Source organism: uncultured Thiodictyon sp. (assembly GCF_903946935.1).
Classification (GTDB): domain Bacteria; phylum Pseudomonadota; class Gammaproteobacteria; order Chromatiales; family Chromatiaceae; genus Thiodictyon.
The window spans coordinates 21,193-36,757 of record NZ_CAJAXH010000039.1; the positions used below are offsets into that span (position 1 = coordinate 21,193).

The window sequence follows — 15,565 nt, forward strand, 5'->3', positions numbered from 1 at the left end:
GCCGCCGCGTCCCCCTACCCTTGCGGTGGTTAGAATACAGCGGGGCGCGCCGCCGTCAAGCGGCGCCGTGATCAAGCCCCCAAACAGCGCCGCACATGGGCGAGAAAGCGCCCGGTCCAGTTGAGCCCACCCACGTCGCGCAGGTGGGCATAGCTCGCCAGCAGGTTGCCTTGGACGACACCGTCGTGGCGCCCGTCGATGCCGACCCCGCGCAGGACCTCGTAGGCGTAGGTCCAATCGGGGCCGGGCGCGACCACCAGCGAGTGATGGAACTCATGGGCCTGGACCTGGCTCCCCGCGGGCCGAGGCCCCGGCCAGGGAAAGGCGTCGGTCTCCCGCAGACTGACATAGCCGCGTCCTTGTGGCTTGGGTTGCATCGCCACCTCCGCCGCCAGGGCGCCGACCATGGCTCGTCGCTCGTCCCCCCAGGTGAGGCCCCGGCACAGATACATGAGCCCGCCACACTCCGCATAGACTGGACCGCCCCGGGCGATGAAGTCGGCCACCTGGGCGCGCATGCTGCGATTGGCTTCCAGTTCGGCCATCCGGAACTCGGGAAAGCCACCGCCCAGGAAGAGTCCGTCCACCGCCGGCAGTTCGGCGTCGGCCACCGGGCTGAAGGGCACCAGTTGCGCACCGCCGGCGGCCAGTGCGCGCAGGTCGTCCGGATAATAGAAGCCGAAGGCGCAGTCGCGCGCGATGCCGATACGGATCGGGTACCCGGTCGGGGCCGGCGGTGCCGAGACGTTCGACGGCGGCGACGGCGCCGCGTCGGCCAGTGCCAGCAGTCGATCCAGGTCCAGGCCGGCGGCGACCTGGCGCTGGATGCGCCCGATCCAGGCCTCGGCCTCAACGGCCTCGTTGCTCGGCATCAGGCCGAGGTGACGCTCGGCGATGGCGAGCGACTCATCGCGCGGCAGGACCCCGAAGACCTGGATGTCGGTGTAATGCTCGACGGCCCGGATCAGGTTGCCGGCGTGTCGCTCGCCGCCCACCTTGTTGAGTACGACACCGGCAAGGTTGAGATCGGGATCGAAGGCGCAGTATCCCAGGAGCAGCGGGGCAATGCCGCGGGCCATGCCCTGGCAGTCGATGACCAGGACCACCGGGGCGCCCAGGTGTTTGGCCAGTGCGGCATTGCTGTTGGCGCCCGCCAGGTCGGTGCTGTCATAGAGCCCGACATTGCCCTCGATCAGCCCCAGGTCGGCACCGGCCAACTCCTGCGCGAAGGCAGCGGCGATCTCCCCGCGCTCCATGGTATGGAAATCCAGGTTGTAGCACGGGCGCCCGGCCGCCGTGCCGAGCCACAGAGGATCGATGAAGTCGGGACCCTTCTTGAATGGCTGGACGCGCAGCCCCCGGTCGCGAAAGGCGCGGCATAGTCCGATGGCCACGGTGGTCTTGCCCGAGGACCGGTGCGCGGCAGAGAGATACAGATGGGCCATGATGGGCAACCGACCTTTGTCCGCAAATAAACGCAAGTGAACGCGAATAACAAGCGCTATTCGCGTTCATTTGCGGACCAATCTACTTATCGCGGCGACCCGCGCCGGATCGCCTAACCAGTCGCTAGGTCATCGACATAGGAGACCTTGCCGGCGCTGGGTTCTTCGGTATCCGCGGGCAGCTCGGCATCGGCCAGTGAGTCGGGCAGGAACTGGAGCACCCGCACGCCGACGGCCGTGAGGAACAGGGCCACCGCCACGCCGCCCAGGCCGAGCAGCAGTTCGGGGAGGCTGGGATGATAGGTCGAATCCGCCACCTTGATGCCATCCGCAAACCCGGAGTCCAGGATGGTCTGGCCCGGGAAGATCTGGAGCGGGTAGACCTGGCTGCCGATGAGGATCACATAGAGTGCGGCGAGCCCCCCCAGGATCACCAGGGCACAGGCCACGGCAATAAAGCGGCGGTCACGCCGGGTCCGCGGATGCCAGAACATGGCGAGCGGCACCAGGGTGCCGATCAGTATCCAGCCGATCCATAACAGGATCGAATAGCCCCCGCCGCCGAACAGGAGCCAACCGACCAGGTCATAGTTCTTGGCGCCATAGGCCTTGGTCAGATAATAGACCAGGGTGAAATACAACACCGCCGCGACGAAGACCCCGAGCAGGTTCTTCAGCCGCCGCAGCAACTGATCGCCCAGGACTCGCTCCTCCTGATGGAAGGTGAACATCAGCACCAGGATGAAGATGGCCAGCCCATAGGCCAATGACATGATGACGAACATCGGTGCCAGGAAGGCGGTATCGAACGCCTGCCGGGCGACCAGAAAGCCGAAAATGGAGCCGGTGGCGGTGGTCAACGCCAGACGCCAGCCGAAGGCGAGCACCCCGAGCGTATGCTTGAATCGCGCGCCCATTCGATCCGCCATACTCCACAGATAGGCTATGACGAGCGCGACGAACCCGGTATAGAAATAGATATTCCAGGCGAAAATCGAGCGCAGATTGTAATGGGTGAGTGCGACCAGCAGACGATCCGGACGCCCCAGGTCGAGCACCAGGATCAGTAGCCCGCCAATCAACAGGGTGACGGCGAGCAGTCCGGACAGCCGCCCCAATGGCAGATAGGCCCCTTTGCCGAAGACGGTCGCGATGGACGCGACATTGATGGCCCCGGAGGCGGCGACGATCAGGAACACGGCAAAGACATGGGGGACACCCCATACCACAAAATTGTTCATCCCGGTGACCCAGTGTCCCTCGTGCTCCAGATAGAGGGCGGCCAGCCCCCCCAGGGCCATCACCGACACCAGGATCCCCAGGATGCCCCAGTAGCGGGCCGGCGGGATGTGCCACTCACGATAGACGATTCGTTTCATGCCTTTAAGTCCCCTGGGCTAGACGCCCTTGTACCGCACGCCGGTGTTGAGCGCCAGGTCCTCGCGGAGCTGGCGACTGGGCATGGCCTTCAGGGCCAGGCTGATGGGGCTCGCCGGGTCCTTCAGGTCGCCGAAGACGATGGCGCCCTTGCCCGCCGCCGTGCAGGCATCCGCACAGGCGGTGGAGGGGAGTCCGTGGTCACGCCGGCTGACACAGAGATTGCAACTCTCCACGCAGCCCTTGCCGCGCGGCACCCGGGTCAGTTGGTCGTGCATGGGCTGATGGATGAAGCTGCGCGCCTGGTAGGGGCAGGCCATCATGCAGTAGCGGCAGCCGATGCAGATATGCCGATCCACCATAACGATCCCGTCCGCCCGTTTGAAGGAGGCCCCGGTCGGGCAGACGTCCACACAGGGCGGGTGTTCGCAGTGCTGGCACATGAGCGGCAGGTTGGTCACCCGCCCCGTCAGGCCGTCGGCCAGCTTGACCTTGCGGACCCAGACCGCCTTCTGGTCGGCCCAGGCGGTCGGCGCCTCGGTGGGCGGCTTGGTCTGGAGGTCGAGCCCGTTCTCCCGATCGCAGGCATCCACACAGTCGCGACAGCCCGAGGTACATTTGTTGGTGTCGATCAGCAGGCCCCAGCGCACGGCCGAGCTCGCCGGCTGGGCTTCCGGGGCGGTATTCGCACTGGCCAAGTGCAGGATGACCCCGGGTGCGGCCACCGCCGCGGTCGCCGCGGCCGCCAGGCCGAACCAGTCGCGGCGCCCCTGATCGATCGTCTCATCTGGGTGCTTCATCATTATTCCCCGCGCGGGTCGCGCTCGGACGTTGCGCCCTGCCCGCTCGCCGCCGCGCTCAGGGGCCCGCCCCGGGGCACTGCGGCGTGGCAATCGAAACAGTCGACCTTCACCGCGGCGAAGGCGTGGCAGGCATAGCAGAACTGCTGTTTTGAGTTGATCGCCACCGCCTGACCATCCGCTGTGTGACTCACGTGGCAATCGATACAACCGGCGAGACTGTAGCGGGCGCCGCGAATGCCCTGGTGGACCGTGATGTCACGCTGATGCTTGATCAGTTCCATGTGGTTGCGCCGCATGAATGGGGTGGCCTCGACGCAGCCACCGAGCGTGGCCGCCTTTGAGCCTGGCCGCACAAAGTGCTGCGCGTCGCCCGCCCAGGCAACCTGGGCGGCCAGCGTCCAGCACAGGCCCAGCAGGATGAGGCCAACGCCGGCCCACCGGCCCGGGTTCGACATTAGTGCTCTAGCCATCGAACGCCTCCCACTGTATTGGCCCGCAACCACTCACTCACCGAGGCCCATCTTGATGTAACCGGTGGGACAGACATCCGCACAGATGTGGCAGCCGATGCACTTGGCATAGTCCGTGGCCACATAACGGCCGGTGGTCCGCTCCGACTTGGCCACCCGATAGACGGCGACCTGCGGGCAATAGATCACGCAATTGTCACATTCAAAGCACATCCCGCAGGACATACAACGCTTGGCCTCGTCGATCGCTTCCGCCTCGGTGAGCCCGATGACCCGCTCCTTGAAGTGACCGAGCACCACCTGCGCATCCGGCACCTGTTCCTGGCGGTGGTTCTGCACATGATAGTTGAAGTGACCGAGGAAGAGTTCGTCCTGGGCAATGACCTCGGCGCTGGAGCGATCCTCATAGTTGTGGATCGCCCAGTTGCCGTCGTCCGTGCCGCGCAAGTCGCCCCGGGCCTCGACATCGAATGGCTTTGGGGTCAGTTTGACCTCGGCCAGCTTGTCCAACAGGTTGAAATGATGGACGTCGACCTTGGGCCGGCGACCCTGCTCGGCCTGTGACAGATAGGCATCGATGGAACCCGCCGCGATCCAGGCCTGACCGATGGCAGTGGTCAAGAGGTGCGGACGGATGATGTCACCGGCGACAAAGTGGCCGGTGTGCTCCGGCACCTGGCCGAATTTGTCCGCGTTGATGAGCCCGCGGCCATTGTCGAATGCGGAAAGCCCGGTGAGGTCCCCGCCCTGGCCGATCGCAGAGACGATGAGGTCAGCCGCGAGGACCCGCTCGGTCCCCTCGACCGGGCTGGGACGCCCATTGGTCAGCCGGCAGTCGGCGACCTTAAGGCCGGTGGCCCGACCGTCGGCCCCCAAGATCACCTCCAACGGCATCACACCGTCGAGAATGGTGACACCCTCGTACGTGGCGTCATGGACCTCATGCTCGGAGGCGGTCATCTCGGCGCGGACGAAGAGCGAGGTCAGGGTGACCTCGGCGCCCTCGGCCGCGGCGCTCAAGGCCGCATCATGGGCGACATAGCCGTCGTGGACCACGGTCTCCGGCAGTTCCTGGTGGCCGGTCTTGGTGATGTGGCCGAGACGGCGCGCCACCGAGACCACGTCGATGGAGGTGTCACCGCCGCCGACACAGACCACCCGCTCGGCCGTGACCTTCATGCGGCCCTCGTTGAAGGCCTTGAGGAAGGCCACGCCCGAGACGCAGTTGGGTGTGCCTTCCCACCCCGGTACCGGCAGGCCACGGCCGCTCTGGCAGCCGATCGCCCACAGGACGGCGTCGAAGTCACGCTCGAGGTCGGCCACCTGGACATCCACCCCGACCCGGGTCCTGAAGCGGACCTCGATATCGCCCAAGTCGAGAATGCGCTGGATCTCCGCGTCGAGTTGGTCGCGCGGCACCCGGTAGCCGGGAATGCCGTAGCGGAACATGCCGCCCAGACCCTCATTGGACTCGAAGATGGTGCAGGCGTGACCCTTGCGCCGCAATTGATAGGCCGCCGCCAGGCCAGCGGGCCCGCCGCCGATGATGGCGACGCGCCGCCCGCTCAGGGGCGGGGCCGCGGCGAAGCGGTAACCATTGGCGATGGCGGTGTCGCCAATGAACTGCTCGACCGCGTTGATCCCGACGGTCGACTCCAGTTGGGTGCGGTTACACCCGGACTGACAGGGCGCCGGGCAGACCCGGCCCATCAGTGAGGGGAAGGGGTTCGCATCGGTGGCACGGCGGAAGGCATATTCCTGCCAGCTCAGATCGGACGGCGGCTTCTCCTGCTGACGCACGATCGCCAGCCAGCCCCGAATGTCCTCGCCTGACGGGCAACTGGCCTGGCAGGGCGGTGTCTTATGGACATAGGTCGGGCACTTGTGTGAGCGGTCCTGGGCGAAAATCTTATCGGTCCATGACTCCCATTCCTGGTGCCCGTCCTCATAGCGGCGCCAGGAGGGCTTGGTATTGATCTCGTTAGCGGGGGTCGCCATCGCCTGTCTCTCCTACCAGTTTAACCCTGAGGGTTCTTATCAGTGTACTGCGCGGCTCCAAGCACGGCGGCCGGACCCGGCGTCAAGCGCGCGGCCGGGCTCAGTCCGGCTCGTCCGCGTTTTCAGCGCGGGACTGCGCCCCTTCGTCACCATCATCGTCATCCTCCCGCGGCGTGAGTACGATCGCGTTGGACACCAGTTGATGGAGACTGATGATCTGGTCCATCTCCATTCCGTAGAAGGGAAGGACCTTGCTGAATTGGGTCTTACAGATGGCGCAGATGGCGGCCATATGGGTGACACCCTTCTCCTGGATGACGTTGTTCAGGGCCTCCATGCGCGGTTTGGCACCCTTGACCCGCAGCTCCATCAGATCGTCCGTGAGCAGCCCGCCACCCCCGCCGCAACAGAAGGTGCGGTCGCGAATGGTCTCCTCGTCCATGTCATAGAAATGGTTGCAGGTTGCACGGATGATCGCCCGCGGGATCTCGAACTGACCACCGGCTTCATCGCCCATCCGCGAGGCACGCGCGACATTGCAGGAGTCATGGAAGGTCAGGACCTTGTCGTCGTTCTGACTCTTGTCCAGGGTCAAGCGGCCCTGTTGGATCAGGTCCCAGGTGAATTCGCAGATGTGCTGCGGCACCGGGTAGCGCGGGTCGAGAAAGTCCCAGGGACCGGCCAGGCTGTTGAGAAAGCCGTAGCCGACCCGCCAGGCATGACCGCACTCACCGAAAATGATGCGCTTGACCTTCAGTTGGATGGCGGCCTCGCGGATACGCAGCGCGACCCGGCGCATATTCTCGTAAGAACCGATGAAGAGGCCGAAATTAGCCGCCTCTGAGGCCATTGTACTGAAGGTCCAGCTAAGGCCCGACTCATGCATCACCTTGCCATAGCCGATCAATCCATCGACATGGGGCTCGGCAAAGAAGTCAGCCGAGGGGGTGACAAACAGGACCTCGGCGCCCACCTGATCGATCGGGTACCGGACATGCACCCCGGTGTCGTCGAAGACATCCTCTTCGAGCCCCTCCAGGGTATTGACCAGGGCCGGCCCGGGCAGGCCCAGATTATTGCCGACGGTATAGACCTTGCCGATGATCTCGTTGCAATATTTCTGCCCGACACCGATGGAATCCATGATCTCCCGGGCGGCCATCGAGATCTCGGCGGTATCGATGCCATAGGGGCAGAAGACCGAGCAGCGGCGGCACTGGGAGCACTGATGGTAATAGCTGTACCACTCGTCCAGGACCTCTTTGGTCAAGTCCTCGGCACCGACCAGCTTGGGGAACAGGCGCCCGGCCACGGTGAAATACCGCCGATAGACCTTGCGCATCAGGTCCTGGCGCCCGACCGGCATGTTCTTCGGGTCCTGGGTGCCCAGGAAATAGTGACACTTATCGGTGCAGGCGCCGCACTTGACGCAGGCATCCAGATAGACCCGCAGCGAGCGATAGCGGGTGAGTAGTTCACCCATCTTCTCGATCGCCCGCTCCTGCCAGTTCTCCACCAACTCCCCGGGGAAACCGAGTGCGGCCTGGAACTCGGGCTTAGCCTGGAAGGGTGTACTATGCGCCATACTCCCCGGGGTGATCGCCGGCACCTCCGGATATTGGCTCAACACTGGAACTTTAAAGGTGGCCTTAGCCATGGTTCAACTCCTGTGCGAGCGATCAGGACCGCTCAAGGCGTGACGCCCAGGCAGCCAAGTGCCGGCGTTCCCGGGGGTTGTCCACCTGGTTACGCGTCGGGCTGAAAAAGAGCCCGGGGGCATGCAATAACTTGCTGTAAGGAAAGATGATCATCAGTCCGGCGAGCAGCGCAAGGTGCAGCAGCAGCACGGGATCGCCCGGCAACGGATTGAAATCGAAATGGTATAGACCGATGATAAAGGTCTTGACCGCCACGATGTCGGTGTGGAACAGAAAATGGATAACCAATCCGCTCACCCCAAGCAGGAGCAGCAGCCCGAGCATCAGATGGTCGGAGCGTGACGAGATATAACGAACCCGATCCACCAGGAAGCGCCGCGACCACAGGCCCACGAGCCCGACGATCATGGCGAATCCGGCATAGACGCCGAACGGTTGAATAAACTCGATGAACGCCGGCACCGGATTCAGAAAATAGCGCAGGTGGCGCAGGGTCACCAGAAAGAGCCCGAAATGAAACAGCCAGCCGAACATCCAGGTCCACTTGTTGCCGCGAAACAGGCTCTCGAACAAGACCACTTCACGCGTCATACGCAACACCACACCGCCCCGGGTCGTTGGTGCCGGGGTGGTCGGGATCTTGAGCGGGGCCGGCGTCAGGGTGTATTGGACGATCTTGTAGGTCAGCCCGGAGACGAATACCAGGGCGGCGCCATAGAACAAGTAGGCATAGAGTACGGTCAGAAACGGCATGTTTCCGCTACCTCAGTGGGACCGGTCGGGGCCCGGGGGCGAGCCGGGCGCGCACGACGCCCATGCCCCCGGGAAATCAGCGGTCAGACGCAGCCGGTCGGCTTCGGCAGGCCGGCAAAACGGCACGCCTGCTTGGCCGGGCCGTACGGGAAAAGGCTGTACAGGTACTTACTGTTGCCCTTCTCCGCACCCAGCTTCTTGCCCACCGCCTTGGTGAGCACACGCACCGCCGGGGCGATCTGATATTCCTCGTAGTATTCGCGCAGGAAGTTGATGATGTCCCAATGGTCCTGGCTCAACTCCAGGTTGTCCTGCTTGGCCATCACCGTGGCCACCCCGGGCACCCAGTCATTCAGGTTGGCCAAATAGCCCTCTTCATCCACAGCAAATTCCTTGCCGTCGACATCAATCGTGTCAGCCATTGCGATTCTCCAGAGAAGTGTTATCGATTCAAAAAGACTACAGCCAGGCCTGAACCTTGGCGTGTTCCACGGCCATAGCCACGAATTGCGCGTAGTCGACGACGCCGATACCGGGAATCAGGCGCTCCGCGGCAAAGCCGCGCGCCTTCAGGTCCGGGCCCAGCACATAGATTTTAACCCGCTCGAGTGCATCGGCGATCAAGGGTACGGCCGTGGTGTCGCGCAGCCCGGCGTAGACCCCGTCCTCGATCAGCAGCACGGCGGCACCGGGCGCGGCGAATTTCAGGCAGGACTCCAGTGAATTCCGCTCGAAGGGTGACTTGTTGACGGTGTGCAGGATGCTCATGAGACCCCCTTAGAAGCTGAAGACCACGTCGGCCGCGTCCATCAGGGCACGGACAGCGGGCGCGTCGACGACCGTGACGATGTTCTCCACGCTCTCCTCGGTTTCGATGTCCTCCCAGGCGATCTGCAGCAGATCGTCCTGGGTGAGACCGCGCGCCGCCAATGAGTCGCGGTCGACAAAGATGTTCTTGACCTCATAGTCACCCAGGGTGCGATAGGTCGGGGAAAAGTTTTTCATCCCGATCCCACTCGTGTCCTGCCCCTTGGCGAGCTGATAGACCCCGTCGTCCATGAACAGCAGGTTCACCTCCTGATCGAATGCGGCACCGATCAGGACCACCTCCAGCGACTCCCAGGCATAGATGGTGCCGTAGGGTGCCTTGCGGTTCAGGTACAGGAATTTCTTGATGGTTTCTGACATGACGTCGCGCCCTCAGTCGCCGAAGACGACGAGACGGTCGGCCTGGATCGCCGCCTCGACCAACTGACCCAGACCGGAAATCCGAAACCGGGGGTGGATATTCGTCGCGTCCTTCTTATTGCGACTCGCCTCGCCCTCATCCACGACCCCGCGACGCTGGGCGGCGGCCACGCACACCACCAGGTCCAGCTCATACTGCTCGGCCAGCGCCGCCCAGCGGTTGACAATGTGCCGGTCGTCCTGAGGCGGGGTCGTCAGCCGCGAGGCGTTGTTGACGCCATCATGATAGAAAAAGACGCGAAAGATCGAGTGCCCCTGCTCCAACGCCGCCTTGGCGAAGAAATAGGCGGTGTCGGAGGCCTGATGCTGGTAGGGCCCTTCATTGATCTGAAGTGAAAACTTCATGTCGACCTCGCGACTCAGAAGCGGATATAGGACGAGCTGTTGAAGCTCGCACGGGCGCCGCGCCAGGTATCGATGTGATACTTGGTGAATGGCAGGTCCACCTCCTCGAAGAAGCGCGGCCAACCGATGCGCTCGATCCACTCATTCATGCGCTCCCAATCCCGGGCGCCGGCCTTGTAGGCCGCAAGGATCCGCTTGACGATGGCGGTGGCCTCCGGCCAACGGGGCGGATTGTTGGGGATACCGGCCGCCACCAGCTTCTGAAAGCTCGGCTTGCCGCGGGCGTTGGAGTGGTTACCACCCACCCAGATGGCGAGCTTGGAGTGCTCAGGATCATTGATCTGCATCGGCGGGCACGGCGGATAGCAGGCGCCGCAGCAGATGCACTTGCGCTCATCGACCTCGAGCGACGGCTTGCCGTTAACCATGGCCGGACGAATGGCCGCGACCGGGCAGCGGGCCACCACGGTGGGGCGCTCGCAGACGTTGGCTACCAAGTCGTGGTTGATGCGCGGCGGTTTGGTGTGCTGCACATTGATGGCGATATCGCCCTGCCCGCCGCAATTGATCTGGCAGCAGGAGGTGGTGATATGCACCCGGTTGGGCATGTTGGCATTGCGGAACTCATCGATGAGTTCGTCCATCATGGACTTGACCACCCCGGAGGCGTCGGTCGCGGGGATGTCGCAATGCAGCCAGCCCTGGGTGTGCGAGATCATCGCCACCGAGTTCTGGGTGCCGCCGACCACGAAGCCGGCCGCTTCCAGGGCCGCGATCAGCGGTGCGACCTTGGCCTCAGTCGCAACCATAAACTCGATGTTGGAGCGCAGCGTGAAGTGGACGTGGCCCTCGCCAAATTCGTCACCGATGTCGCACAGGGTGCGCAGGGTGAAGACGTCTAGGATCCGCTGGGTGCCGGCCTTGACGGTCCAGATCTCGTCCCCGCTCCAGGCCACGTGACGGAGCACACCGGGGCGCGGGTGATCGTGATATTTCCACTGCCCAAAATTCTTGCGCATCACGGGATGCATATACTGCCAGGGGTCCGGGCAGCCGGATTCGATCGGCTCACGCGTGTCTGCCATCGCCTGTCCTCCAGTCAATCAGCGAAATATTCTTTAGAACCCTGCGGCCGCTTGGATGCAAGCGGCCGCCCGGGCGGTCTCAGAGGTCAGCGCCTGGTCCGGCCTCGGCCAGCCGCGCGTACCAGGCCTCCGCCGCCGCGTCCCACTCATCCAAACGGATGTAGGAGGACTGGCGGGGATGGCTCAACATATTGGGATCGGCCTCAATGCCAATGCCATCAAGGAAATTGGCGAGCCCGATGCGCTCGATCATTTCCCCGCAGCGCTCGTGCTCCAGCCCGTTCTCGGCCCAGAACTCGATAATCGTCTCGGCCAACTCCACCAGGGAGGCATAGTCCTCCTCGGTGTCCAATTTCTTGAAGGGGACCACGACGGTACCCATCAGGTCACCGATCTTGAGCGTGCGTTTGCCGCCGATCAGGATGGTCACGCCCTTGTCATCGCCGGGATGCAGGGCCTTGGGCATCACATTCAGGCAGTGCATGCAGCGCACGCAGGCGCGGTTATCCACCTTGAGGGTGTCGTCGTCATTCAGCGCCAAGGCCTGAGTCGGGCAGCGCGTGACCACATTGTCGATATAATACTGGCGGCCCTTGTCTTTGACATAGTTCTGCACCTCCGCCTGGTCGACCTTCATGTCGTCGCGCCAGGTGCCGAGGATCGCAAAGTCGGAGCGCTCGATCGCGTTCTGGCAGTCGTTGGCGCAGCCGGAGACCTTGAACTTGAACTTGTAGGGCAGCGCCGGGCGATGCACGTCGTCGACGAAGCGGTTCACCAGGAGGCGATGGGCCTTCTGCTCATTGGTGCAGGACATCTCGCAACGGGCCGCGCCGACACAGGACATGGCGGTGCGCACGCAGGGACCGGCGCCGCCCAGGTCCCACCCATACTCGTTGATCTCATCGAAAAACGGCTGGGTGTTCTTGGTGTCCGTCCCAATGAACATGATGTTGCCGGTCTGACCGTGGAAGGTCACCAGGCCCGAGCCGTATTTCTCCCAACTGTCGGCCAGTTGGCGCAGCATGGCGGTCGTGTAGTGGTTACCCGCCGGCGGCTGCACACGCAGCGTATGGAATTCTTTGGATTCGGGGAAGGCCTTGGAGACCTCGGAGAAGCGCGGGATGATGCCGCCGCCGTACCCGAGCACGGAGACCGTGCCGCCCTTCCAATAACCCTTGCGGGTTTCATAGGAGTGTTCCAATTGCCCGAGCAGGCTATTGGACATGTCGTTGATCCGCTCCTCCGGATGCTGATCACGCAGACGCTTGATGCCGGAGATAAAGCTCGGCCAGGGACCGGTCTCCAACTCGTCGAGCATCGGTGTGCCGTGTTTCTCGTTCGCCATTGCGCTGTCTCTCCTCTCGGGTCATTCAGAACGGGGCGCGCCGGCGTGCGCGGGGCGCTCGCCCGGCGGCGGCCTGGGCCGGCCCCGACACTTTAAGCTCAACTCACCGCCAACGGGGGCAGCAGCCGCTATTTTTTTATTGTGCTGAACGGCTGGGAACACTGTCAACGCCGTTCAGGTGGCGTGCCATATCCATCATCGAGAGCGGGTCATTGGGCAGCCCGCGCACGCTTGAGGCCATTGACCACGGCGACGCCGCGGCAGTTACCCCCAAGCCTCCCACGGCATCTGTGCCCCGCTTAATTCGTCATCAGATGTTACCGGCGGGTGATATCTTAGTCAATAGTTACTAATATACTCACGTCCTAAATTACCCGCGGACACCGCCGACGAAGCGCCATGATCGTCGGCAGCGAGCCGACGCCCTTCGCCACGTATGGCGCAGCGCCACCACGGGAGAAGATGTCGGGGCACCGCCCGCCGGTGGCAGCAGTGCCGCGCCGGACACGACCGCCTAGAGCGCCTAAGTCGCTAAATTTATTTATCTTTACAGGGGATTGCTTGTTTTAATGCAGGTGGAACTACACATTAAGCACCAGCCACACCCGGCGCCTGCCGGGACGCACAGTCAACACAATTTGTCGATAATCAACCTTCAGGGCGGTGGCCGCGACCCATGCTCAAGCTCAGCGAACTTCTCGTCGGCGATCAAGGGATCGAGTCCTTTAACGAACTGATCCCGCTGGTCCAAGCGGTCGCCCGCTCCGGCGAGCGATTTTTTCGGATGGATGTCAAGCCACCCTACCTCGATACTCCCGAGGACTGGGAAGACCGTCTGGAGGCCGCGTTCAGCGGCCTGGTGCGCTAGATCATGATGCCGGGCGCGCTCATGAGACAGCTCGATCTGCTCGCCGTCGAACTCGGCGACCCCCAGACCCATTGCCGGACCAGGCCCCAGGAGAACGCCGCAGTCGACTCGCGCAGTCACCGCGACACCGCGCAGTTGGCATTGGAATCCCACTTAGACGCGCTGCGTGAGCGCCTGAGCGACCTCAAGCGGATCGGCGGCTCACCCGCGGCCGACGCCGACACCCGTCTGCAACTGGCCCGCACCCTGGTCAACCTGGGGCGCGGTGCGGAGGCCTGGCCGCTGGGACGCGAATCGTTCAACTATTTTCTGTCGGCGGATGACTTCGAGTCTGCGGCAGACGCCTGCGATGTGCTGTTCCAGGCGGAGCAACCCGACTCGACCTGCGCCCTGGGACAGGGTATCTGGCTGGCCGTGACCTGCCCGATCGACCCCGAACTGAGCATCGAACTCCTGGGGCATGTGATCGACGAGACCCCACAGGACGCGGACGGCGCGGCCGTCGCGGCCAGCACCGCACTGTTCTTGGCAGATGTGCGCGCCCAGGGCAAGCACCGCGAGGACTTGATGTTTTTCTCCACCCAGACGCTCGGTCAGGTGGCTCGCCAACACAGCGGGGTGGAAACGCCAGAGCAGCTCGACCGCTGGATGGACCGACTGGGGCTGAAGGAACCGGAGCAGTTTCTGGTGCGGTTGCGCCAAGTGGTTGATGTACTGGTCCGGGACGACTGGTGGTTCGACCGTGAGGCACTCCAGGACCGCCTGCCCTTCGCCTGAGACCTATTGCCCCCATGATGTATTGGAACGAGACAGATCAATCAGACGCCGTCGGCGTGACCGACGAGGTCGTGGACCTGGTGTTCGCGCTCGACTGTCGGCAAGTACCGGTCGACCACGCCTACACACTCGCCGCCGCGCTGCTGCGGGTCTGTCCCTGGATGACTGAGGAGCCGCTGCTCGCGATCCACAACATCCAGGTGGCCGGCTCGCAGAACGGCTGGGAAAGGCCGGCCCACGGGACCGCGAACCGCCTTGAGGTCTCGCGCCGAACCAAGCTCAAGGTTCGGGCACCACGGGAACGGGTGCCGGAGTTGCTGGCCACCCTCCCGGGCACCCGCCTGGACGTCGGCAACTGCCCGGTGACGCTCGGGGCCGGCAAGGTGAAGCTCTTGAGTCAAGAGTCCACACTGTTCGCACGCTACCTGGTTGCCGAGACCGCGACTCCGGACGAGCACGGCTTCCTGGAAGAGATGGCCCGCGCCCTGGCCGCCATCGACATCCTGGTGCGCAAGGCACTCTGCGGCAAGACCTCGGTACTGGCGACCCCGCGCGGCGAGATCCTGGCCCGCAGCCTGCTGCTGGCCGATCTCAGCGCTGCCGAATCGCTGCGCCTCCAACAGCATGGGCTCGGCCCCCACCGGCTGTTGGGTTGCGGTATCTTCATCCCCCACAAGGGTATCGATGCAGTCATCAGCACCGGTTGACGGTGCTGGCGCATGCACGATGCACTGCCTTGTAACCCCCACGTACGCAATAAGAGGAGCACAAGAATGCCCATTGAAGTCAATGGTAAAACGATTGAAACGACCGACAGCGGCTATCTGGTCAACCACCTGGAGTGGGACGAAGAGGTTGCACGCAAGCTCGCCGACATCGAAGGAATCGAACTCACCGACAAGCACTGGGACCTGATCCGCTACCTGCGCGAGGAGTATCTGGACAACAACCAGAGCCAACCCATGGAGCGCGCAGTCCTCAAGGACATGGCCAAGCGCTGGGGCACCAAGCCAACCAGTAAGGACCTCTACACCCTATTCCCCCTGGCCCCGACCAAACAGGGCACCAAAATCGCCGGACTACCCGCGGTGATGCGCAAGGGCGGGTATTGATCCAAAGAAAAGCAGTCAGGCCGCAAATGAACATTTGCGGCTAATGTACTCTTTCTCAGGTTTACGACCTGTGCGCCGCTGGCGCGCGCATCCAGACAAAGAAAAACCCCCGAACCGTGAGGCGCGGGGGTTTTTTGTAGAAGGCCCTGGCAGTGACCTACTTTCACATGGGGAGACCCCACACTATCATCGGCGATACACCGTTTCACTTCTGAGTTCGGGATGGGATCAGGTGGTTCCAGTGCTCTATGGCCGCCAGGAAAAAGGGTTGGTCGCACCGC

Annotated in this window: 17 protein-coding genes and 1 rRNA gene; 4 read left to right on the top strand and 14 right to left on the bottom strand. The window is 63.4% G+C overall.

Features of this window, described 5'->3' with window-relative positions:
- Positions 1-71: 71 nt before the first annotated feature.
- From QZX93_RS04375 to dsrA, 13 genes are all read right to left on the bottom strand, one after another.
- On the bottom strand, positions 72-1,445 hold the full coding sequence (locus tag QZX93_RS04375; protein ID WP_295389540.1) for a cobyrinate a,c-diamide synthase: 1,374 nt from the start codon (positions 1,443-1,445) through the stop codon (positions 72-74).
- Positions 1,446-1,558: 113 nt separating this feature from the next.
- A complete protein-coding gene (gene nrfD / locus QZX93_RS04380; RefSeq protein WP_295389539.1) occupies positions 1,559-2,824 on the bottom strand; it encodes an NrfD/PsrC family molybdoenzyme membrane anchor subunit in 1,266 nt (421 codons plus the stop codon).
- A gap of 18 nt (positions 2,825-2,842) precedes the next feature.
- Entirely contained in the window at positions 2,843-3,622 is a 780-nt protein-coding gene (gene dsrO / locus QZX93_RS04385) for a sulfate reduction electron transfer complex DsrMKJOP subunit DsrO (RefSeq protein WP_295389574.1), read from the bottom strand.
- Positions 3,623-3,624: 2 nt separating this feature from the next.
- The gene (locus QZX93_RS04390; RefSeq protein ID WP_295389537.1) at positions 3,625-4,095 is read right to left on the bottom strand and encodes a cytochrome c3 family protein; all 471 of its coding nucleotides are present in this window, start codon (positions 4,093-4,095) and stop codon (positions 3,625-3,627) included.
- Between the two features lie 33 nt (positions 4,096-4,128).
- On the bottom strand, positions 4,129-6,093 hold the full coding sequence (locus tag QZX93_RS04395; RefSeq protein WP_295389535.1) for an NAD(P)-binding protein: 1,965 nt from the start codon (positions 6,091-6,093) through the stop codon (positions 4,129-4,131).
- Between the two features lie 100 nt (positions 6,094-6,193).
- Positions 6,194-7,750, bottom strand: a complete 1,557-nt coding sequence (gene dsrK / locus QZX93_RS04400; RefSeq protein WP_295389533.1) for a sulfate reduction electron transfer complex DsrMKJOP subunit DsrK — start codon at positions 7,748-7,750, stop codon at positions 6,194-6,196.
- Positions 7,751-7,772: 22 nt separating this feature from the next.
- The gene (locus QZX93_RS04405) at positions 7,773-8,504 is read right to left on the bottom strand and encodes a respiratory nitrate reductase subunit gamma (protein ID WP_295389531.1); all 732 of its coding nucleotides are present in this window, start codon (positions 8,502-8,504) and stop codon (positions 7,773-7,775) included.
- An 83-nt stretch (positions 8,505-8,587) separates the two neighbouring features.
- Positions 8,588-8,926: a TusE/DsrC/DsvC family sulfur relay protein gene (locus QZX93_RS04410; protein WP_295389530.1), complete on the bottom strand. Its 339-nt coding sequence runs from the start codon at positions 8,924-8,926 to the stop codon at positions 8,588-8,590.
- A 37-nt stretch (positions 8,927-8,963) separates the two neighbouring features.
- Positions 8,964-9,272, bottom strand: coding sequence for a sulfurtransferase complex subunit TusB (gene tusB / locus QZX93_RS04415; RefSeq protein WP_295389528.1), 309 nt, complete (start codon positions 9,270-9,272; stop codon positions 8,964-8,966).
- A 9-nt stretch (positions 9,273-9,281) separates the two neighbouring features.
- Positions 9,282-9,692 (bottom strand): sulfurtransferase complex subunit TusC, encoded by a 411-nt coding sequence (gene tusC, locus QZX93_RS04420; RefSeq protein WP_295389527.1) that lies wholly within the window; start codon positions 9,690-9,692, stop codon positions 9,282-9,284.
- A gap of 12 nt (positions 9,693-9,704) precedes the next feature.
- Positions 9,705-10,097, bottom strand: coding sequence for a sulfurtransferase complex subunit TusD (tusD, locus tag QZX93_RS04425; protein WP_295389526.1), 393 nt, complete (start codon positions 10,095-10,097; stop codon positions 9,705-9,707).
- Positions 10,098-10,111: 14 nt separating this feature from the next.
- Entirely contained in the window at positions 10,112-11,182 is a 1,071-nt protein-coding gene (gene dsrB / locus QZX93_RS04430) for a dissimilatory-type sulfite reductase subunit beta (RefSeq protein ID WP_295389524.1), read from the bottom strand.
- Between the two features lie 79 nt (positions 11,183-11,261).
- On the bottom strand, positions 11,262-12,527 hold the full coding sequence (dsrA, locus tag QZX93_RS04435; RefSeq protein WP_295389522.1) for a dissimilatory-type sulfite reductase subunit alpha: 1,266 nt from the start codon (positions 12,525-12,527) through the stop codon (positions 11,262-11,264).
- Positions 12,528-13,203: 676 nt separating this feature from the next.
- Here dsrA and QZX93_RS04440 point away from each other — a divergent pair.
- From QZX93_RS04440 to QZX93_RS04455, 4 genes are all read left to right on the top strand, one after another.
- Positions 13,204-13,395, top strand: coding sequence for a sulfur relay protein DsrC (locus QZX93_RS04440; RefSeq protein WP_295389520.1), 192 nt, complete (start codon positions 13,204-13,206; stop codon positions 13,393-13,395).
- 21 nt (positions 13,396-13,416) lie between these two features.
- Complete coding sequence (locus QZX93_RS04445; RefSeq protein ID WP_295389519.1) at positions 13,417-14,172, top strand: hypothetical protein; 756 nt, start codon at positions 13,417-13,419, stop codon at positions 14,170-14,172.
- A gap of 14 nt (positions 14,173-14,186) precedes the next feature.
- Positions 14,187-14,879 carry a type I-MYXAN CRISPR-associated protein Cas6/Cmx6 gene (gene cas6, locus QZX93_RS04450; RefSeq protein ID WP_366759693.1) on the top strand — a complete coding sequence of 231 codons (693 nt, stop codon included), beginning with the start codon at positions 14,187-14,189 and terminating at the stop codon, positions 14,877-14,879.
- 66 nt (positions 14,880-14,945) lie between these two features.
- Entirely contained in the window at positions 14,946-15,284 is a 339-nt protein-coding gene (locus QZX93_RS04455) for a TusE/DsrC/DsvC family sulfur relay protein (RefSeq protein ID WP_295389516.1), read from the top strand.
- Positions 15,285-15,428: 144 nt separating this feature from the next.
- Here the strand turns inward: QZX93_RS04455 and rrf are convergent.
- Positions 15,429-15,544, bottom strand: a 5S ribosomal RNA gene (gene rrf, locus QZX93_RS04460).
- Positions 15,545-15,565: the final 21 nt, after the last annotated feature.